Origin of the sequence: Branchiibius hedensis (genome assembly GCF_900108585.1) — a bacterium.
Lineage (GTDB): Bacteria > Actinomycetota > Actinomycetes > Actinomycetales > Dermatophilaceae > Branchiibius > Branchiibius hedensis.
This window is the reverse complement of record NZ_UESZ01000001.1, coordinates 2,537,597-2,557,689: the sequence shown is the minus strand read 5'-3', so window position 1 is coordinate 2,557,689 and position 20,093 is coordinate 2,537,597. Positions and strand designations below refer to the sequence as shown.

Here is a 20,093-nt window from a genome sequence, read left to right as displayed (position 1 = left end):
ATCGTGACCTTTCGCATCACCCCAGCCCGCATGACCATGGCGGCTTCCAGCCTGATCGCCGTGTCCGCGCTTGCCGCGTGTGGCACGAGCGGCTCGGACTCCGCAGCGAACCTGCAGCTGAAGCCGTCGACGAGCACCACCAGCAGCTCGTCCGCAGCAGCCCCCACTTCTTCCGCAGCCCCGAGCAGCGCGACGCCGTCCACGACGACCTCGAGCAAGCCGGCTGCCAAGCCCACCACGAAGGCGACCAAGCCGGCGTCGCGTGGCGAGGCCCGTCCCGCGACGACGACCCGCACGGTGACTGACACCAAGACTCTCTACTTCTCCACCGTGAAGGAGTACGACTCGACCCTGGCCAAGGGCACCTCCAAGGTGACCACCGCCGGTCAGTCCGGTTCGGCGAAGCTGACCATCAAGCAGACCCTCGTCGGCGGCAAGGTCGTCAAGTCCGTGACCGTGGACCGCGACGTCATCAAGGCGCCGGTCAACAAGGTCATCACCATCGGCACCAAGAAGGCCGTGGCTGCCCCGGCTCCGGCTACCACCGGCTCCACCTCGGGCGGCTCGAGCAGCGGTGCTGGCCTGAACCTGGCCCGTGCGGCCATGTGGGACCGCATCGCCTGGTGCGAGTCCGGTCAGCGCTGGGGTCTGGTTGCTTCCAACAGCACCGGCACCTACTACGGCGGTCTGATGATGACCCGCGACGCGTGGCGCATCGGTGGCGGACTGAAGTTTGCTTCGGTCGCCAGCGGAGCCTCCCGCGCCGAGCAGATCACGGTTGCCAACAACCTCTACGCCCAGCTCGGCCTCAAGCCCTGGAGCTGCCGCGGCGCTGCCTGATCGGTAGCCAGTAGCGCGAAGGACCCCCGCACCCGTCACGGGTGCGGGGGTCTTTCACGTCTGCATGTCTCACATCGCGAGACGATGGGGAGAAGAATTTTCCGCGCCATTCAGCGAAAAACTACATCGTTGTGGTTCAAACGGGTTGCGATATCGGACTTAGGCGCAATTCCGCCGGTTGCGTGGCCAGTGCGTCCGGTGGAGCCGAGGCGCTGCGCGCCGATCCCAAATCACACCAGTCACACCAGCCACACGTTTCCCATCTTCCGCAATGGCCACAGGCGCGTCATAGTCCTACGAAGAACCAGACGGACCGCCGACCAGGGAGCACCATGACCAGCGCCACACTCGAAGCGTCTCGGAAACGCACGGCACCGCGACACCAGCGGCCGCGACCGAACACGCTGAACAGTCTCGCGGGTAAGGGCCTCATCTCGGCCGTGGCGATCCCGGCGACGGCCGGCACGGCTGCAGGCGCCTCGTTGCTGGCTGCCGGGGCGGCCGACGCGGCCACGATCCATCCGGCAGCCGCAGTGCAGAGCAGCCTCACGGCCTCCGGCGTGGTGAAGGCGGCGACGACGACAACTGTGGTTGCGGTGAGCTACGGCTCGACCGGTTCCTTGGTGAAGGTCGTGCAGCAGCGCGTCGGCGGGGTGACCGTGGACGGTGTCTTCGGACCCAAGACGCTGGCCGCGGTCAAGGCCTTCCAGTCCGGCAAGCACTTGGTCGTCGACGGCGTGGTCGGCCCGCTGACCTGGAAGGCGCTGGGTGGCTTCCCGGCGACCGGTGGGACGTCCCGCGATGGTGGCCGCACCTGCACGGTCGGTTCGACAGTGCGCTACAACGCGACCGGTAGCTCGGTCAAGGTGCTGCAGAAGGCGCTCGGTTTGGAGACCGACGGCTGGTTCGGGCCGGTGACCCTGGCCGCCGTGAAGTCATTCCAGTCGACCAAGGGTCTAGTGACGGACGGCGTTGTCGGCCCGGCGACGTGGAAGGCACTGGGCTGCACCGGCTCGACGACGAGTCCGCCGCCGCCGACCACGACGACTCCGCCATCGACGGGCGGCGGCACGAGCACACCCCCGCTGAACCTGGCCCGGGCGGCGATGTGGGACCGGATCGCGTGGTGTGAGTCCGGGCAGCGCTGGAGCCTGGTGGCCACGAACTCGACCGGCACCTACTACGGCGGTCTGATGATGACCCACGACGCGTGGCGGATCGGTGGCGGTCTGGCGTTCTCCTACAACGCCAACCAGTCCTCTCGTGAGGAGCAGATCACCGTGGCCAACAATCTCTACGCCCAGCTCGGCCTGAAGCCGTGGAGCTGCCGCGGGGCCGCCTGATCGGAGGTCCGGCGACGCCCGATTAGGGTGGCGCCATGGGTCTGCTCAGTGCTGCTGACGTCCGCGCGCTCGCGGCGCAGCTCGACGTACGACCCACCAAGCAGTGGGGGCAGAACTTCGTCATCGACCCCAACACGGTCCGCAAGATCGTCCGCCTGGCGGCCGTGGGACCCGACGACGTGGTGCTCGAGATCGGGCCCGGTCTCGGCTCCCTCACACTGGCCCTGCTGGAGCAGGTGCGGCACGTCACCGCGGTGGAGATCGACCCCAGGCTCGCTGCGCAACTGCCGCACACGGTCGCCGAGCATGACGACGCGAGCCGGCTGACCGTCGTACCCGGTGATGCCCTGCAGCTCACCGCGTTGCCGGACCCGCAACCGACGGCGATGGTCGCCAATCTGCCCTACAACGTGTCGGTGCCCGTCGTGCTGACCTGCCTCGAGCGGTTCCCGAGCATCCAGCGAGCGCTGGTGATGGTGCAGTTGGAGGTGGCTGAGCGGCTCGCCGCGCGGCCTGGATCCAAGGTGTACGGCGCGCCGAGCGCGAAAGCCGCCTGGTGGGCCGAGGTGCAGTTGGCCGACCGGGTGGGGCGCAACGTCTTCTGGCCGGCCCCCAACGTCGACTCGGGGTTGGTGTCGTTCGTACGTCGAGACCCACCGGTCACGTCCGCCTCCCGCGAGCAGGTGTTCGCGTGCGTGGACGCGGCGTTCGCGCAGCGCCGCAAGACGCTGCGTTCGGCGCTGTCCGGGTGGGCGGGGTCGCCGGGGGCGGCCGAGGCGGCCTGCCGGGGCGCCGGGATCGACCCCGGATTGCGCGGCGAGCGGCTGACGATCGAGCAGTTCGCCGCGATCGCCGAGCATCTACTGTGAGCGGCATGGAGCCCGCCACCGTCTCCGCTCGCGCGCCGGGCAAGATCAACCTCGACCTGAGGGTCGGTCCGCGCGGCGACGGCGGCTTCCACGAGTTGGTGACGGTTTTTCACGCGGTCAACCTGTGGGAGTACGTCGAGTTGGAGCTGGCTGCGGGCCTCACCTGCCGGGTGGACGGGCGCCAGGCAGCCGCCGTACCCACTGATTCCTCCAATCTGGCTGTTCGGGCGATCGAGGAATTGCGGGCGCTCACCGGCCTCGTCGAGGGCGTCGCGATCACGATCCACAAAGGCGTCCCGGTCGCGGGCGGCATGGCTGGCGGCTCCGCCGACGCTGCTGCCGCGCTCCTTGCCGCCGACCAACTGTTCAGCCTGGGTCTGCCGCTCACCGAGCTGGAGCGGGTCGCGGCACGCCTGGGTAGCGACGTGGCGTTCTGCCTCACCGGGGGTACGGCTTTGGGCACCGGGCGCGGAGAGTTGCTGGCTCCCGTGCTGGCAACCGGTGCGCTGGAGTGGGTGCTGGTCACCCACCCGGAGGGTCTGTCCGCCGGATCGGTGTACGCCGAGTGCGACCGTTTGCGCGGTGAGCGCACCGTCCCAGCGCCCCAGGTGGATCCGTTGCTGCTCGGGGCATTGCGCCAGGGCGATCCCGCACAGATCGGACCGTTGCTGCACAACGACCTACAGCCAGCGGCCTTTTCGCTGCTGCCCGCTCTGCGGGAAACGGTCGACATCGGTCTGTCGGAGGGCGCAGTCGGAGGTCTGGTGTCCGGATCCGGTCCGACCTGTGTGTTCCTGGCCGAGGATGCCGACGACGCCGATGATCTGGCAAACGTGTTGGCGCAGAGAGGTTTTCCCGGTGAGGTGCTGCGCGCCACCGGTCCGGCGCATGCCGGGGTGCTCGGGGTTGCGGACGTGCTCTGAGAGTGATCGGACAGTGATCAAGACGATCGTTGCCCGTTACCGCCGGGAAATCTGGTGGAAACGGTCCGTGGCTAGCGTCTCGGCATAGCGTCCCCGCATTCCGTCCGGGGAGCGACGCCGGCCCTCGTGGCCGGATGACCGACCGCTTAGGAGTTCCCTTGACCGCTTCTCATCGTTCCCTCGGCCCGTCACTCGACCGCCGTGGGCTGCTGCGTTACGCCGGACTCGGCGGCGCAACCCTCGTCGGTGGTGCGCTGCTCTCCGCATGTGGCAGCTCGTCGAGTTCGTCGTCTCCGTCGGCCACCGGTTCTGGCGGTGCCGGTGGTTCGTTCGGTGACATCGGTGTCCAGTTGTCGTGGATCAAGAACATCGAATTCGCCGGTGAGTACTTCGCCACCGAGAAGGGCTACTACAAGGACGCCGGCTTCGGCACGGTCAACCTGTTGGCCGGCGGCGGTAGCACCGGCGCTGAGGAAGCGGTGCTGTCCGGTAAGGCGCTGGTCGGTCTGTCCTCTCCGTCGATCACCGCACCGCAAGTCGCCAAGGGTGCGGATCTGAAGATCATCGGATCGACGTACCAGAAGAACCCGTTCTGCTTGTTGTCCCTTGAGGAGAAGACGCCGATCAAAACGGTGGCGGACCTGAAGGGCAAGAAGATCGGTGTGCAGTCCGGTGGCAACCAGACCATCTTCGAAGGCTTCCTGAAGGCCAACGGACTGTCGCCGAGTGACGTCACGATGGTGACCACGTTGTACGACCTAGCACCGCTGTATGCCGGTAAGTACGACGCGCACATGTCCTACATCACCAACGAGCCGATCCTGGCGAAGGCCAAGGGCTACACGCCGGTCGTGCTCGGCCTTGCAGACAACGGATTGCCTTTCACTGCAGAGACGTTCACCGTCACGGGCGCCTCGATCAAGTCGGACCGGGCGAAGCTGAAGGCGTTCCTGAAGGCAGAGATCCAGGGCTGGACCGATGCGGTCAAGGACCCCGCCCAGTCGGCGAAGTACGCGGTCGACAAGTTCGGCGCGGACCAGAAGCTGAACCTCGCGGAGCAGACGGCCGAGGCGACCGCACAGAACGGTCTGGTGCTGACCGAGGACGTCAACGCCAACGGCCTGTTCACGATGACCGATGACCTGGTTGCCAACAACATCAAGGCACTGAAGGCCATGGGGACCGAGGTCACCGCGGAGCAGTTGTTCGATCTGTCGCTGATCAAAGAGGTCTACAAGGAGAACCCGGACCTGATCACGAAGTTCACCATTCCGACCAGTTGACGTCGTGGGTGCGGACCGCCTCCGCTGGGCGGTCCGCACCCGGACGATGGGCCATGGGCCTGAAAGGTACTGCGCTGCATGACTTCTGAGACGACTCTGACATCGGCCGTCGCGACCAGTGATCCGGCGGCGAATCCGGACCTGGCCACGGGCATCAACCTGCAGGGACTGACCAAGACCTTCTCGCTGGGCCGCAAATCGGTGCAGGCGCTGGCCGAGGTCAACCTCGGCACGAAGCGCGACTCGTTCATCTCGCTGCTGGGTCCGTCAGGCTGTGGAAAGTCCACGATCCTGCGGATCATCGCCGGGTTGGAGACACCCAGCACCGGTGAGGTGTTGGTCAACGGGATGTCCGCCAAGGAGATCCAGCGGGCGCACGAGATCGGGATCGCGTTCCAGGACTCGGCGCTGTTGCCTTGGCGCACCATTGAGCACAACATCCGGTTGCCGCTGGAAGTGGCTGGTATCAAAGCGGATCCGAAGCTCATCTCCGACTTGATCGATCTTGTGGGGCTCTCCGGATTCGAGAAGGCCAAACCGGCGCAGCTGTCGGGCGGTATGCGGCAACGGGCGTCCATTGCGCGCTGCCTCGCGGTCCAGCCGACGCTCATGTTGTTGGACGAACCGTTCGGGGCCCTCGACGACATGACCCGGCAGCGGATGAATCTCGAGTTGCAACGGATCTGGACGGAGCGCCCGGCGACGACGCTGATGGTCACGCACGGGATCTCCGAGGCGGTGTTCCTGTCGGATGTGGTCGCGGTGATGAGTCCGCGGCCGGGCAAGATCGACCAGGTGGTGCCGATCGACCTGCCGCGACCGCGGACCCCGGATCTGCAACGGGCGCCGGAGTTCCACGCCTACGTCGACCAGTTGTCCGAGATCCTCTTCGGCAGCCACGGTGGAGTCGACCCCCATGGTGAGGTGTCTGACGGCGAAGTGGACGCGGCTGAGGAGCAATCGGCGTGACCGTCAGCGCGACGTCACCCGGCGGACTGACCGAGCGGCGGTTGTCGTGGCGGTCGCTGGGCAGCCTGCCGCCGTGGGTGTCCGGCCTGATCGGCACCGTACTCATCATCGCGGCCTGGTGGCTGGTCTCGGCGATCTTCTTCGGACCCGAGGGCGCGGTGCCCTCGCCGATCAACGTCGTGCAGGAGCTGTTCTCCGATTTCGGCTCGCAGATCTACTGGAAGGCGGTCGCGGCCACCGGTGGCGCGGCATTGATCGGGTACCTGTGGGGCACGCTGATCGGGCTGCTGATGGCCGTGATCGTGCTGTTGCTGCCGTGGACCGAGGGCGTGGTCACGCAACTGGCAGTGGTGTGCTCGTGTATCCCGCTGACCGCGATCGGACCGATCGTCACGTTGATGACGCCCGCCGGTAGTCGCGGCACGAGCATCTTCCTGGCTGGGATCAGCGTCATCTTCACCACCGTGGTCGGTGCCATTCTCGGATTCCGGGCGGCCAGCCAGACCCAGTTGGACGTGATCAGTGCGTACGGCGGCGGCCGGTTCAAGCAGTTGACGAAAGTCCGGTTGATCGCCGCGTTGCCGGCTATCCTCGCCGCGCTGAAGATCGGCGCTCCCGCTGCCTTCCTCGGTGCCGTCCTCGGGGAGTACTTCCTCAGCGGCGTCGACTCCGGGGTGGGCATCCAGTTGTTGGCTGCGCAGGCCGATAACGCCTCGGTCCGGTTGTGGGCGTTGGCGATCACCTGTGGTGCGATCGCGGGGCTGGCCTACTTGGTGATCGGGTTGTTGGGTCGTCTCGTGGCTCCGTGGGCCTCGGGTGACGCTGATGCGCAGGGGGTGCTGTGATGGCGGCCGTTACGTCCACTTCTGTCCCGGCAGCGGCTGGGTCCACATCGACGAACGAGTGGCGCTACTTCATCACCCGCTCGTTGAAAACGCTTGGTGCGGTGTTGATCTCCGGGGTCATCCTGCTGATCCTGTGGCACGTCATCGTGTCCCGCAGTGGAGTGAGTTCGTTCATTGCCAAGAAGCCGGTCGATGTCTGGAACTACCTGACCCAGGACGGGGTGGACGGAACCGCGGCCGCGCATCGCTCGAACCTGCTGTCGTTGCTGTGGGTGACGCTCGGTCACGCGGCGATCGGCTTCGTCTTCGGGGTGCTGGCCAGTGTCGTCGTCTCGGCCATCTTCGTGCTCGTGCGACCGGTCGAATTCATGTTCATGCCGATCGCCATGCTGCTGCGGACCGTTCCGCTGCTGGCCATGGCACCGGTGATCTACGTGATCTTCGGCAACGGCTTGGTGACCTGTGCGTTGATCGGGACCATCGTGGTCTTCTTCCCGCTGCTGGTGAACGTCACCCTCGGATTGCGAAGTGTCAGTAAGCAATCCGCCGACCTGGTCAGTGTGTACGGCGGTAACCGGTTCACCGTCCTGCGCAAGGTCGCGGTACCGACCGCTTTGCCGTACTTCTTCGCGGCGATGCGGATCGCGGTGCCGGGTGCGATCACCGGAGCGATGCTCTACGAGTGGCTGTTCACCTTCGAGGGGATGGGTGCCGCGGTGCAATCGGCGAAGGCGCAGGGCGATTACGCGCAGATCTGGGCCGTCACCTTCACCGTCACGGTGGTGGCGATCGCGCTCTACATGGTGGCGACCTTCATCGAGTCCGCTGTCCTGGCCAAGTGGGGTCCGGACGCCGGGAAGGCGACCGGCTCCTGAGCGTTCCGCTGGTCGTCGACACCGATCTGGGGTCGGATCCGGACGACGAGTTGGCGCTGGCTCTGGTCTGGGGCTCGCCCGAGTTCGACCTGCGGCAGCTGATCGTGTCGTACGGCGATGTGCACCTGCGTGCGTCGATCGCGCAGCGAATGGCAGCGGAGACCGGTCGGGCATTACGAGTTGCGGTCGGAGAGGACCTTCCCCTCTCGGGCGCCCCGGTGTGGTGGGCTGGGAGCGAGGGATCGGCGTACGGCGAGCTGGCACGTCCCACGGATCTGGTGCCGGTTGATCTCGGGCTGGCTCGCGGGGGAGTCCTGCTGGCGATCGCGCCGCTGTCCACGATTGCCACCGGGTTCGCCGGGGATCCCTCGCTGCCAGGGGAGTTGGAACGACTGGTCATCATGGGCGGTGACTTCCGGTCGCACGCCGCGGCCGAGCACAACATTGTTTCGGATGTGACTGCTGCTCAGTCGGTATTCGACACGGACGCAACGACGTTCGTTGTCGGGCTGGACATCACGCGGCAGGTCCGGCTGCACGCGGGGGAGCTGCGGCAGATCGCGACGGCGGGTCCGCTGGGCGCGATTCTTGGCCGGGAGATCGATGCGTGGTTGGCACGGTGGGATGAGGACTACGAGGTACCGCACGATCCGGTGACCGCGTTGGCCTACCTCGAGCCGGGGTTGTTCGAGTTCTCCCGGCCGGGCCGCGTGGTCGTATCCGACGACGGCACAACGCGATTCGTGCCCGGTGAAGGCCGCGCGAGGATCGCGACCGCGGTGAACGCGCCGGCTGCGGCTTGCAGTGTCCTGCGGCGGGTGCTGCTGGGCTTGCGGTCCTATCGCGCGGTGGATGCCTGATAGATCTGCTCGATCGAGGCGTCGAGGGTCGTGTTGAACTCTTCGTCGCTCTGGTGGACGTTCAGTCCTTCGAGGAGGGCGCGGCTGAAACTGGCGATCAGCCCGGGGTTGCGGCGCAGGTGTTCGTCGGCTTCGTCGCGGGTGTACCCGCCGGAGAGGGCCACGACGCGGGCGACGTTCGGGTGTCGCATCAGGTCGTTGTAGAAGCCATCGACGCTCGGGAGGGAGATCTTGATGGCGACGAGGTCGTCGCCGATCCGGGGCAGCCACTCCAGGATCGCGGCCTTGAGCAACTCCTCGGCGCGTTGCTTGTCGGGCGCGTGGATGTCGATCTCGGGTTCGAGGATGGGTAGGAGGCCGGCGGCGATGACCTGCTGGGCGACGGCGAACTGTTGGTCGACGATCCGGTAGATGCCGGCCGGATCCGCGGAGTGGATCACCGAACGTTCCTTGGTGCCGATGACCCCTTGCGCGGCTGCTTTCGGGAGGGTTTCGTCGAGGCCGGGGATGTCCTTCATGAGTTGGACGCCGTCGGCTTCGTCCTGCAGGCCCTTGTCGATCTTCAGGAACGGGATGACGCCTTTGACCGACCAGAGGTAGTCGGCGGTGGGGCGGCCGTCGACTTCACGGTCCATGGTGTCCTCGAACATGATGGCGGCCAGGACACGGTCGCCGGTGAAGGCCGGGCTGGTGACGATGCGGGTCCGCTCGGCGTGGATGAGGTCGAACATCTCAGCGTCGCTGGAGTATTCGGACGGCTCGATGCCGTACTGCGCGAGCGCTTTCGGGCTGCTGCCGCCGCTCTGGTCCAGGGCCGCGATGAAACCGGCGGCGGTGCGGAACCGGTCGAGCTTTTCGTTGTTCGGCATTGCAGACCTCCGTAGATTCGGCACTCGTCCAATTCGTCACTCGTCGCTTGTGACACTACGGCAGCCGGCCGACCCCTGGCTGCTGTCAGTCGCCGGGGTCCGTCACGTAGGTGTGGCCGGCGGGGCTGGTCCAGGTGCAGATGCCTTGGCTGGTCATGGTGACGTGCCAGCCGCCTTCGTGTTTGGCGCGGTGGTGGTGTCGGCATAGGCATTGCAGGTTGTGCGCGGCGGTGTCGCCGTCGGGGTAGCGGGTGACGTGGTCGATGTCGGACAGGGTGGCGGGTCGGGTGCAGCCGGGGAACCGGCAGTGCTGGTCGCGGGTTTTGACGAACCGGGCCAACCGGACACCGGGCCGATACGACCGGTCGGCGGTTTCGATCACGGTGCCGGTGGTCGCGTCGGTCAACGCCCGGGTGAGCTTCACCCCGAGCAGTTGCGTCAACTCGGTGATCACGGCGGCGGGGATGATCCCGACCCGGGGCAGGAACACGTCACCGATACCAGCCACGTGTCTGGCGTGGCCTGCCGGGGGCGACATCATCGGGACCTCATCGGGTGGTCCGGTCTGTGGTGGCGTCGTGTCTGGTGGTGTCGTGTCTGGTGGTCCGGTGTCGGGCGGGCCCTGACCGATCGCCTCGCTGCGTGCGTGTGCTTCGGCGTTGAGGTCAGCGCGGTTGAGGTCTTCGAGTTCTTCGGCGATCAGGGCGCGTAGTTCTTCATCGAGTTGATCGAGTCCGTTGATCGGGGTCAGGCCGGGTTCGTGCCAGTCGTAGTCCAGCGACGCCTCGTCGAACCCGTCGACCAGGTCATCCCAGTCCGGTTCCTCGAACGACAACCCCTGCACTCCTGCGTCTTCTGCTGTCGCCGGGGTGGCTGGTGGGGTGACGGGGATGGTGAACGTCAACTGGGTGTCTACCCCGACCCCGGTCAAGACCAGGTCGGTCAGGGCATCGACCCGGCACTGCGGCAGGGTTTTGTTCGTGGTGGTGACCTGGTGCAGTTCCCGGGCCAGGTCATCGACCGCCGCCATCACCTTGGCGGCTTCCAGGGTGGGTAGGACCGCGGTCAGCTGGGACAGGCCGGGTTCGTGATGCGGGGACACCCACACCCCCACCTGTGAGCGGCGCCGTGCCTGGGCGGCCCGGTCAGCACCGACCGGGTCCAGCCGGGCCCGTAACCGCCGCGCTTTCGCCCGCAACCGCACCGCCGTCATCCCTTCGGGGTCCCCGGCCAGGATCTTGTCTTCGATCTGGCGGGCGACGTGGTCGGGGGCTTCGGTGCTGACCTGCGCGACGGCGCAGGCTTTACCCGGGTCCAAGGTCCCGGACCCGACCCGGTCCACCAACCGCGGACACCGCTCAACCGTGTCCAGGGCTTCACCGAGGCGGGTGTTGCTGTGCCGATCCGACCAGCCCAACCGGGTCCCGGTTTCCAGGGCGAACCATTCATCCACGAACGAGCCCGGGTCATGCCGGATCACCCGGTGAATCAGCAACGGATACGCACCCTCGATGGGGTTCGGGTCATCGCGGTGCTCGATCGCCGCCGCCTGCGTCAACCGGTGCGACTGGATCGCCCAGGCACTGTTCTGCACGTGCTGTGCGGCGACAATGTCGCCCATCAAGTCTTCCTCGGACAACCCCGCGTGATCACCGGAGACCCGGGCGTACGCGGCCTGCAACAACCCCGCCGCCGCCCGCAGAAGCTCCGCCACCGACGCGTCCGCACCCACCGGTGAGCAGGTCACCGGGGTGGGAGTTGTGGTGGTCAACGTCATACCCCGATTGTACTGATGTACGAACCCCGAAAACAGATATACACAACCCAAATTTCGCGGCACGGCCCAGTTGGTCCGGGAGTGCCGGTGCTTTGCGATGACTCCAGCGGGAGCCTGCGGATGACGTCTCGAAAGCGTTCGGCTAGTTCAAGGACTGTCGGCAGGTCGCTCTAGCGTCGGACCCATGACTTCATGGGACGACATCCTCCAAGCGGCGACGTCCGCAGCGGCCGGTCCGAGCGACGCGGCGCGCGCGACAGGCTGCAGGAGTGCTGGGATCGCACTTCGCCCAGCGACCACGCTCAGCGCTGCGTGATCGCTCACTACCTGGCTGATCAACAGACCGACCTCGCCGCCGAAACGGACTGGGACGAGCGGGCTGTTGCTGAGCACGCCCAGGTTGAGGAGTCAGACTTTACGGCCCTGGGAATCGACTCCGCTGCTGGCTTCGCGCCCAGCCTCCACCTCAATCTCGGCGACGACTACTTCCGCGCCGGTCATCTCGAGATGACTCGCGAGCAACTGGCGAAAGCCCGGTCGGCAAAGGACCTCCTGCCCGATGACGGCTACGGAGCGATGATCCGCGCAGGGATAGACCACCTGGAGCAGAGGCTGGAAGAAGCGGTAACCCGCGGGACTCCTCAGGCCGGGGGATCCTGCTCGGCGCGGTAACTGTCCAACGTCTGTTGAAGCTGTTCGAGTAGCCGCGTAAATTCGTCAAGGTCGTCGCCGGATCGCGATGCCAGCACAGCATTGATGCGCGCCTCGAGAGGGCCAAAGAACGCTTCGGCAGTCGCGTGGATCCCCCGGGTTGAGTGCAACGTGACCGCTCGCCGGTCGGCATGCCCTCGGTTCCGGACGATGTGGCCGGCGTCTTCAAGGCGGTTCAGCAGAGTGGACGTTGCCCCTGAGCTCAATCCGATCCGCTCCCCAAGGCGCGCCGGCGACAGGGGGTTCCCGGCTTCCTCGGCTTGCAGTATCTCCAGCATGGCGGCGGCGTCGGTCGAGTACAGCCCACCGCTGGCCGCGAAGGCCTTGCCCATGTGCAGGTAACTCTCGCCATATGCCCGCAGCGCCTGGTGGACGCGGTGGAGGCGATCGCTGTCTTCGGCCTCCACTGGTGCCCCTTCCTGTGGGTGTCCGGCTTGATAACGCTACCATTTTCAAGTAACTTCATAATCAAGTAACTTGATCAAGAAGTAACGTGTTGCGCTGAGACGAGGAGCCGATGTGGATATGTCGCAACAGACGCGGCGATGGATCGGGTTGATCGCAGTAGCGCTGGGGGTGGCGCTGATCGTCGTGGACACCACGATCGTCAACGTGATCACGCCATCAGTGATCGATGACCTCGGGATCAATTCGAGCCAGGCGCAGTGGATCCAGGAGGGATACACGATCGTCTTTGCTGCACTCCTGCTCCTGACGGGTCGTCTCAGCGATCTCTGGGGAGCCAAGCAGTTGTTCCTCGCCGGAGTCGCGTTCTTCGGCGTCACCAGCGTTTTGGCCGGACTGGCTGGTAGTGGCGAGTTGCTCATCGCCGCCCGGTTCCTGCAAGGCATTGGCGCGGCCATGATCTTGCCGACGTCCCTAGCACTGCTGAACCAGATGTTCACCGGCAAAGCCCGCGGTATGGCATTTGCGGTGTGGGGCACGACTATCGGGGCAGCCACCGCGGTCGGACCTGTCATCGGCGGCTGGCTGTCTGAGCATTCGACGTGGCGGTGGGCCTTCGGTATTAACGTCCCGCTGACGATCCTCATCCTGATCATTGGCACGCTATTCCTCACCACGTCGGCGAGGTCCAGTGGTGGAGTCGACCTGTTCGGGGCAGCGTTGTCGATCCTCGGCCTCGGTGCCTTGGCCTTTGGCCTGGTGGAAGGGCGCACGTATGGGTGGATCACGTCTGCCGAGCCGTTCCACGTGCTTGGCGCGACGTGGGGCTCCGGCGCTTCTCCCGCGTTCGTCGCACTCTTGGCCAGCGCCGTACTCCTGGGTGCGTTCGTGTGGCGGCAGGTGATCGTCAGCCGTGGCGGCACCCGCCACTACCCGCTGATGGACGTGAAACTGTTCTCCATCGCCTCGTTCCGCAACGGCAACATCGCGACCGTCATCATCGGCCTCGGCGAGTTCGGCATCATCGCCGTCCTTCCGCTGTGGCTGCAGTTCACGCTTGGCTACTCCGCTCTGGAGGCCGGAGCGATGTTAGTCGCCATCGCGGTCGGAAGTTTCGTGGCCAGCGGCATCAGCTTCCCGCTCGCCGACAGCGGCAAGGCGACAGCGCTCGATCTCGTGCGGGCGGGTCTGATCCTGGAGGTCGTGGGCCTGTTGGCCCTGGGTTTGGTGGCCTTGCTCACCGACGCCCAGTGGTGGCTCATCGCCGCCGCGCTGTTCTTCTACGGCATCGGTGTTGGTCTGGCCACGGCTCAAGTCACCAACGTGGTGCTGGCGGAGATTCCGGAGAACGAGGGCGGCCAGGGGTCCGGGATCCAGAGCACCTTCCGTCAGTTGGGGTCCGCCCTCGGAATCGCAGTGCTGACCACCGCGTTCTTCTCGACGCTCAGCAGCACCTTGAACTCAAAGCTGCTGGGCATCGGCATCAGCTCTGCCGACGCGACGCGCTACAGCGAGGCGGTTACCAAAAGCGCGGGGGCGTCCATCGAATCTCTGGCCGCACAGCCTGCAACGGCCGCCATCGGCCACGCTGCTGAGGAGGCGATGAGTCACGCGCTTGCCCTCGGGTCGTTCCTCGCTGCTGGATTCCTGGTGCTCGGCGTGATCGCTACGGCATTCATTCCGCAGCGGCGGGACTAGCGAACGAGGTCGGTGCTGCGTCGTCGCTAGCATTTCATCGTGACGTTCTGGATTCCCGGTACTGAGATCCTTTGGTGCTACGGGGATCCGGGCAGCGACTGGGTCACCCCGATGCGCGTCGTTCGAGACGACCCCGAGGCGCTGGTTGCGTGGCTTCCGATGGGTACGCCGGTGCGCAAGCTCGTCCGCGGCGATGGCCAAGAGTTGCGGGCAGTCATGGCGGAGCGGTTCACCGCACCTCGCCGACAGGTCCTCGGCACCTGGACCGGAAGTTCCGTGCTGCGCATCTACCGTCCGGGGGAGGGCTGGTCCAGTTGGGCGTTCTTCGACGGGGTCTCGGGGCAGTTCGAAGGCTGGTACCTCAACGTCGAGGAACCACATCGACGCGGACCTCGCGAAACGCGGAGCCGTGACCAGGTCGTCGACCTGTGGGTTGAACCCACAGGCGAGATCGTGCGCAAGGACGTCGACGAACTGGAGTTGGCGGTCGCACAAGGGCGATACACCCAACAACAAGCGGACGAATTGATGATTACTCTGGCCGCCGCGGAGCGAGCGGTATTGGCGGGCGGGTCACCGTTCGACCAGGGGTGGGAGGCCTTCGCGCCCGACCCGAGCTGGCCGACCCCGACGTTGCCCTGATTCTTCCGGTACGCCGGGACGCGCCTCACGCCTAACCGGCAAGTCCGCGCAACAAGGCAGCCGTCGCCGCGGCGAGGACCACCACGACGATGAACGGCAGCCGCGCGACGAGTGCCGCGATCGCGACGATCAGTCCAGCCGCCCGCGCGTCGATCATCAGTCGTTGACCGCTCGAAAATGTCTGCAGCACAACGAGCGACGCCAATAGCGCTGCGGGCAGGAGCGCGCTGACCCGAGCGACCTTCGGGTGTTCGAGCCACGTCGACGGGACCGTGTAACCGGACAGTTTGGTCACGAACGAGATGACGGATGCGGCGATGACGGCGGCCCAGACACTCATACCGGCTCCCCGGGGGTCGGCCGCCAGAACCACGCAACCACGGCACCCACCAACGCCGCAGCCAGCACCGGCAGCCCGGCCGGGATGACCGGGATCAACACCGTCGTGACGACGGCGGCCACCACCGCAATGGCAATCGGCTCGCGCCCGCGCAGCCGTGGCCACAGCAACGCGATGAAGGCGGCCGAGGCTGCGGCATCCAACCCGTAGCGCTTGGGGTCGCCGAGCGCGTTCCCGGCCAGTGCGCCGGCGAGGGTCATCAGATTCCATCCGATGAAGACCCCGATCCCGGTGACCCAGAAGCCGAGCTTCCTTGCCTCCTGGGTTGATTGGGACAGCCCGACGGCAGTTGACTCATCGATCGTCAGGTGGGCCATCGCCAGTCGACGCCAACCCTGCGGCTTCAAAACCAGTCCCACCTGCAGGCCGTAGAGCGCGTTGCGCAACCCGAGCAGGGAGGCCGCCGCAACAGCCGCCCCTGCAGTCCCACCGCCACCGATGATGCCGATCAGCGCGAACTGTGACCCACCGCTGAAGAGCAACAGCGACAGCAGGCAGGTCTGCAGCACCGACAAGCCACTAGCGACACTGAGCGCGCCGAAACTGATGCCGTAGAGGCCGGTCGCGACCGCCACCGACACGCTCTGCCGGATGACCGCCGCGCGATCTTGGCTCACTCCAGCGTGTCCGACAGTTCCAGCCACCGGTCCTCCAACTCGGCCTTCTCATCCTCCAACTGCGTCACTTGCGTTGTGAGAGAGGCCAACCCGGCGTAGTCGTCCTGGTCGTGGGCAGCCATCTTCGTATGCAGGCCAGCGACGAGGTCGTCGATCTTGCTCATCCGTCGCTCGGCGGCCGTGAGCTCCTTGCGCAGCGCCTGGCGTTCGGCACCCGACAACTCGGGATCCGAAGTCGCCTCTGCAGCAACGGCTTTCGTGGATGACTCGCGCCGCAGCGACAGATATTGATCCACTCCGCCAGGCAGGTGGCGCAGGCCGCCCTGCCACACGGCGTACTGCTGATCGGTCACCCGCTCGATCAGGTAACGGTCGTGCGACACCACGATCAACGTGCCCGGCCAGGAGTCGAGCAGGTCCTCCATCGCGGTCAGCATGTCGGTGTCGACGTCGTTGGTCGGCTCATCGAGGATCAGCACGTTCGGCTCGGACAGCAGGATCAACAGCAGCTGCAGTCGCCGCTGCTGGCCACCGGACAACTCGCCGACCCGGGTCGAGAGTTGCTCCCGCTGGAAGCCCAGCCGCTCCAGCAGTTGGGCGGGCGTCATCTCCTTGCCGTCGACCACGTAGGTGGTCTGGGTGCGGGCCAGGACGTCGCGGACCATCTCGTCCTTGACCGGCTCCAACTGCGTCATTCGCTGGTCCAGGATCGCCAATTGCACTGTCTTGCCGCGCTTTACGCGACCCTCGCTCGGTGCAACCAAGCCGGCGATCACCCCGAGGAGCGTCGACTTCCCGGCGCCGTTGGCCCCGAGAATGCCGGTGCGCTCACCCGGCGCGATCCGCCAGGTGATGTCGTGCAGCACCTGCTTGTCACCGAAACGCACGCCGACGTCGAGTAGGTCCACGACGTCCTTGCCGAGGCGCGCGGTCGCCAGCTTCGTCAACTCGATGCGGTCCCGGACCGGAGGCACATCCTCGATCAGCTGGTTGGCGGCGTCGATGCGGAACTTGGGTTTCGACGTACGCGCAGGGGCGCCTCGCCGCAGCCAGGCCAGTTCCTTGCGCATCAAGTTCTGTCGCTTGGCCTCGGATGCGGCCGCTTGCCGGTCGCGCTCGACGCGAGCCAGCACGTACGCCGCGTAGCCGCCCTCGAACGGCTCCACGATCCCGTCGTGTACCTCCCAGGTGCTCGTGGCGACCTCGTCCAGGAACCACCGGTCGTGCGTGACCAGCAGTAACGCGCCCTGTCCGGGCCGCCAACGGCGACGCAGGTGCTCGGCCAGCCAGGTGATGCCCTCGACGTCCAGATGGTTGGTCGGCTCGTCGAGCATCACGACGTCCCAGTCGCCGACGAGCAGCGCCGCGAGCGCCACCCGCCGCTGCTGACCCCCGGACAGCGACGACAACGGCGCGTCCCAGGGCAGGTCGGAGACCAAACCGTTGATCACGTCGCGGATCGCGGGGTCACCCGCCCACACGTGGTCCGGGGTGTCGCCGACGATGGCCGCCCCGACCGTGGTGTCGGTGATCTGGTCAGCCTGATCGAGTACGCCGATCCGCAGGCCCCCGCGGTGCGTCACCCGACCGGCGTCCGGGCTCAGGCGCCCTGCGAGGACGGAAAGGAGGGTGGACTTGCCGTCACCGTTGCGGCCCACGATCCCGATCCGGTCGCCCTCGTCCACGCCGACGGTGACGGAGTCGAAGACCCGGCGGGTAGGAAAATCGACCGCAATGTTCTCAGCGCCGAGCAGATGTGCCACGAGGATCAAGCCTAAGGCCGTCGCGAGGTCCGCCTGACCGCGCTGATTCTGGAGCAATCGAGGTTCTGGGAGGTCTTTGTCGGCCGATCCACCTCCCACAACCTGGATTCCTCCCAAAACCAGGTTGCCGCCCCGGGAGCGCGCCCAGCAATCTGGGTGCGTGGACAGCATCGAGTTCCGGGTGACCGACCAGGAGTACGGCACCGGCCGGCATCGCGGTGTGCTTCCGGTCATCGACGGTGTGTCCCTCGTCGTCCTGGCGCGCCGCGTCGAGGAGCCGGCGGCTGATGCGGAAGGCCACCCGGACCTGGCCGGCTCGTACGCGCCGCTGGTGTCTGAGGGTCTGCCCAGGGAGCACTTCCTGGGACGGCCGTATCTGTCGTGGTTCGATGACGGTGACACGGTGCTGCTGGGGTGTACCTGTGGCGACTGGGGCTGTTGGCCGCTGACTGCGATGGTGCGGGTCGATGCACGATTCGTGCACTGGTCCCACTTCCGCAGCGGCCACCGCGACTGGGACTTGGGCGATCTCGGACCGTTCCGGTTCGAACGGCGGGCCTACGAGCGAGCACTCACGGACGCGGGGCTGCTTTGAGAGGCAGACCGGGGACGAATCCAGGCACCCGATGGCCTACAGAATGGAGTTGGCGATCTTCCACCGTTGACTGGCGGTCTTGTTGCAGGTGTACAGCTGCAACTGGGTTCCGTTGGTGAGGGAGCCGCGGGGGTCGTCGAGGCACTTACCCGAGGCTGGATTGAGTAGCGAGCCGTCGAGTTGCGGCACCCAGGCCTGGGCGTTGGTGCTGTTGCAGGTCCAGAGTTGAACCTTCGTGCCGTTGGCTGTGCCGCCTGAGCGCGAGTCCAGACACTTTCCGTAGGCCATGATCGACGCCCGGGATCGGACGTTGGTCCAGTCCTGGGACGCAGTCCCATTGCACGTGTACAACTGGACCGGGGTCCCGTCCGCTTGCCCGGCACTGCGGACATCGACGCACTTGCCGCCGGGGCCCGTGATGGGCTCGTGTTGGGTGGGGCTGGCGATCCGCAGAGCCTCCATGGTGCCCATGGTGTCCACCAACACTGTCCCATCAGAGACTGCAGCACGTTGCTCGTAGCCGTTCGCGTTAGGAATGACGGTGGTCCCAAGGTGCGCCCCGGTTGCCACGCTGAACGACTCCAACCAGTCGTCCCGGGTTTGCAGCCAGATGAGATTGCCGCTGCGCATCGGCGGCTCGCCCGCAGTGTTGACGGTGCGGGTCCAGAACGGCTTACCCGTCGCAGCAGACAAGCTACTGAGCAGCGAGTGGAAGTGACCGACGGTTTCGTCCCTCCAACTGACGGTGAGTCGGCCGGCTCCAGCGCCGCCGAGCAGCATGTTGAAGCCGATGTCGCCCGGGGGCCGCATTCGCCAGATCGGTGCGCACGTGGCGGCTCCGCAGCCAGTTGCGTTGAACGCTTCGATGTACGGGTAGCTCTCGATGTAGACGTGTCCGTCCGCTGCCACGGGACCTGCCGCGAGGTCGCTATACGCCAGGGGAGCTGACCAGAGCACGCGGCCGGTCTTCTGGTCAAACGCCTTCAGATGATCGTCGACGTTGGCGAAGACGCTGCTTCCCATCGCCAGGGTCGGGCCGAATTGCGACGTCGCCGGCTGGGACCACAGCAGTTTTCCGTCCGAGACGCGATAGCCGCGTAGGTGGGTGTTGTCGCCGAAGAACGCCAGGCCGTTCTGACTGACCACATCGTGGGGAGTGTCGCTCGTGCCGGTTTCGGCGCGCCACGCGATGCTGTGGTTGGTCAGGTCGACAGCCAGTAGCCCGCCGTACAAATCGTTGCCCGTCGGTCGGGGTGCCCAGTAGTACGACAGGAGTAGTCGGTTGCCCGCGACACTGGGCTGGTTGAACGTGCCCAACGGCAGTTGCATCGACCACAGCGTCGCACCCGTCGCCACGTTCTTGGCCACGAGTGAGGCGTGGTCAGCCGTGTTCCCGGGCCCCGTCGTGTAGTAGGCGACCCGGTTCACGATGGCCGAGCCGGCGATGGTGAACGCGTCGGCGGACCACGCCGGGCGCAGCCGAGGCACGTTGCTCGCGGTGAGCTGGGTTTCGCCCGGATTGAAGTTGCTGCCCCCGGCATCCGCCGACGGTTGCCCCCACGCGTCGACAGCCGTAGGACTCTGCGCGGACGTCGGCGACGCCGTCGCTGTCGTGGTCGCTCCGCTGACCAGCGTGACGATCGCGGCGGCGACGGCCGCAAGTGTTCTCTTGGCCATGGGAGTCCCTTAGCTAGTCGATATGCCGGGTCTGAAGCTAGGGCGTCGCGTCGTTCAAAGGTGACTCACAGGGCAGAATGCACCCTTTGGGGATGCCAGTTCATCAAGAAGTGACCGATGGCCGGCTCTTGG

The 20,093-nt window shown here is 66.2% G+C and carries 20 protein-coding genes; 13 read left to right on the top strand and 7 right to left on the bottom strand.

Going from position 1 to position 20,093, the window contains the following annotated elements:
- The first annotated feature begins 3 nt into the window (after nt 1-3).
- The 9 genes from DR843_RS12330 (at nt 4) to DR843_RS12290 (ending at nt 8,807) form a co-directional block, all read left to right on the top strand.
- Nucleotides 4-840, top strand: a complete 837-nt coding sequence (locus DR843_RS12330) for a resuscitation-promoting factor (protein WP_170119856.1) — start codon at nt 4-6, stop codon at nt 838-840.
- Between the two features lie 332 nt (nt 841-1,172).
- On the top strand, nt 1,173-2,183 hold the full coding sequence (locus tag DR843_RS12325) for a peptidoglycan-binding protein (protein WP_109686232.1): 1,011 nt from the start codon (nt 1,173-1,175) through the stop codon (nt 2,181-2,183).
- Between the two features lie 35 nt (nt 2,184-2,218).
- Nucleotides 2,219-3,052: a 16S rRNA (adenine(1518)-N(6)/adenine(1519)-N(6))-dimethyltransferase RsmA gene (gene rsmA, locus DR843_RS12320; RefSeq protein ID WP_109686230.1), complete on the top strand. Its 834-nt coding sequence runs from the start codon at nt 2,219-2,221 to the stop codon at nt 3,050-3,052.
- Nucleotides 3,053-3,057: 5 nt separating this feature from the next.
- Entirely contained in the window at nt 3,058-3,975 is a 918-nt protein-coding gene (locus tag DR843_RS12315) for a 4-(cytidine 5'-diphospho)-2-C-methyl-D-erythritol kinase (protein WP_146202568.1), read from the top strand.
- Between the two features lie 158 nt (nt 3,976-4,133).
- The gene (locus tag DR843_RS12310) at nt 4,134-5,258 is read left to right on the top strand and encodes an ABC transporter substrate-binding protein (protein ID WP_109686226.1); all 1,125 of its coding nucleotides are present in this window, start codon (nt 4,134-4,136) and stop codon (nt 5,256-5,258) included.
- 78 nt (nt 5,259-5,336) lie between these two features.
- Nucleotides 5,337-6,227, top strand: coding sequence for an ABC transporter ATP-binding protein (locus DR843_RS12305; RefSeq protein WP_109686224.1), 891 nt, complete (start codon nt 5,337-5,339; stop codon nt 6,225-6,227).
- Nucleotides 6,224-7,072 carry an ABC transporter permease gene (locus tag DR843_RS12300; protein ID WP_211310234.1) on the top strand — a complete coding sequence of 283 codons (849 nt, stop codon included), beginning with the start codon at nt 6,224-6,226 and terminating at the stop codon, nt 7,070-7,072. Before DR843_RS12305 ends, DR843_RS12300 begins: the two co-directional genes overlap by 4 nt.
- Nucleotides 7,072-7,947, top strand: coding sequence for an ABC transporter permease (locus tag DR843_RS12295; RefSeq protein ID WP_109686222.1), 876 nt, complete (start codon nt 7,072-7,074; stop codon nt 7,945-7,947). Before DR843_RS12300 ends, DR843_RS12295 begins: the two co-directional genes overlap by 1 nt.
- Nucleotides 7,911-8,807, top strand: a complete 897-nt coding sequence (locus tag DR843_RS12290; RefSeq protein WP_170119855.1) for a nucleoside hydrolase — start codon at nt 7,911-7,913, stop codon at nt 8,805-8,807. The genes DR843_RS12295 and DR843_RS12290 overlap by 37 nt, the downstream gene beginning before the upstream one ends.
- Here the strand turns inward: DR843_RS12290 and DR843_RS12285 are convergent.
- A complete protein-coding gene (locus DR843_RS12285) occupies nt 8,786-9,676 on the bottom strand; it encodes a fructose bisphosphate aldolase (protein ID WP_109686218.1) in 891 nt (296 codons plus the stop codon). The two genes, DR843_RS12290 and DR843_RS12285, sit on opposite strands and share 22 nt — an antisense overlap.
- 85 nt (nt 9,677-9,761) lie before the next feature.
- Entirely contained in the window at nt 9,762-11,453 is a 1,692-nt protein-coding gene (locus DR843_RS12280) for an HNH endonuclease signature motif containing protein (protein ID WP_109686216.1), read from the bottom strand.
- Nucleotides 11,454-11,765: 312 nt separating this feature from the next.
- Between DR843_RS12280 and DR843_RS12275 the strand changes: the two genes are divergently transcribed.
- Nucleotides 11,766-12,125 (top strand): hypothetical protein, encoded by a 360-nt coding sequence (locus DR843_RS12275; RefSeq protein ID WP_109686214.1) that lies wholly within the window; start codon nt 11,766-11,768, stop codon nt 12,123-12,125.
- Here the strand turns inward: DR843_RS12275 and DR843_RS12270 are convergent.
- Nucleotides 12,095-12,571: a MarR family winged helix-turn-helix transcriptional regulator gene (locus tag DR843_RS12270; RefSeq protein WP_245934114.1), complete on the bottom strand. Its 477-nt coding sequence runs from the start codon at nt 12,569-12,571 to the stop codon at nt 12,095-12,097. The genes DR843_RS12275 and DR843_RS12270 overlap by 31 nt on opposite strands.
- 118 nt (nt 12,572-12,689) lie before the next feature.
- Between DR843_RS12270 and DR843_RS12265 the strand changes: the two genes are divergently transcribed.
- Nucleotides 12,690-14,267, top strand: coding sequence for a DHA2 family efflux MFS transporter permease subunit (locus DR843_RS12265; RefSeq protein ID WP_172461495.1), 1,578 nt, complete (start codon nt 12,690-12,692; stop codon nt 14,265-14,267).
- A 39-nt stretch (nt 14,268-14,306) separates the two neighbouring features.
- Nucleotides 14,307-14,909: a ribonuclease FAU-1 family protein gene (locus tag DR843_RS12260; RefSeq protein ID WP_109686209.1), complete on the top strand. Its 603-nt coding sequence runs from the start codon at nt 14,307-14,309 to the stop codon at nt 14,907-14,909.
- Between the two features lie 31 nt (nt 14,910-14,940).
- Here DR843_RS12260 and DR843_RS12255 read toward each other — a convergent pair whose 3' ends face one another.
- The 3 genes from DR843_RS12255 to DR843_RS12245 are packed head-to-tail and all read right to left on the bottom strand — an operon-like array spanning nt 14,941 to nt 17,689.
- Nucleotides 14,941-15,249, bottom strand: a complete 309-nt coding sequence (locus DR843_RS12255; RefSeq protein WP_109686207.1) for an AzlD domain-containing protein — start codon at nt 15,247-15,249, stop codon at nt 14,941-14,943.
- Nucleotides 15,246-15,926: an AzlC family ABC transporter permease gene (locus DR843_RS12250; protein ID WP_109686206.1), complete on the bottom strand. Its 681-nt coding sequence runs from the start codon at nt 15,924-15,926 to the stop codon at nt 15,246-15,248. Before DR843_RS12250 ends, DR843_RS12255 begins: the two co-directional genes overlap by 4 nt.
- Nucleotides 15,923-17,689, bottom strand: coding sequence for an ABC-F family ATP-binding cassette domain-containing protein (locus DR843_RS12245; RefSeq protein WP_109688906.1), 1,767 nt, complete (start codon nt 17,687-17,689; stop codon nt 15,923-15,925). Before DR843_RS12245 ends, DR843_RS12250 begins: the two co-directional genes overlap by 4 nt.
- Nucleotides 17,690-17,849: 160 nt before the next feature.
- On the opposite strand from DR843_RS12245, the gene DR843_RS12240 reads away from it, so the two are divergent.
- Complete coding sequence (locus DR843_RS12240) at nt 17,850-18,284, top strand: hypothetical protein (protein WP_109686203.1); 435 nt, start codon at nt 17,850-17,852, stop codon at nt 18,282-18,284.
- 36 nt (nt 18,285-18,320) lie between these two features.
- Here the strand turns inward: DR843_RS12240 and DR843_RS12235 are convergent, their stop codons facing one another.
- On the bottom strand, nt 18,321-19,961 hold the full coding sequence (locus DR843_RS12235; RefSeq protein WP_109686201.1) for a ricin-type beta-trefoil lectin domain protein: 1,641 nt from the start codon (nt 19,959-19,961) through the stop codon (nt 18,321-18,323).
- Nucleotides 19,962-20,093 lie beyond the last annotated feature (132 nt).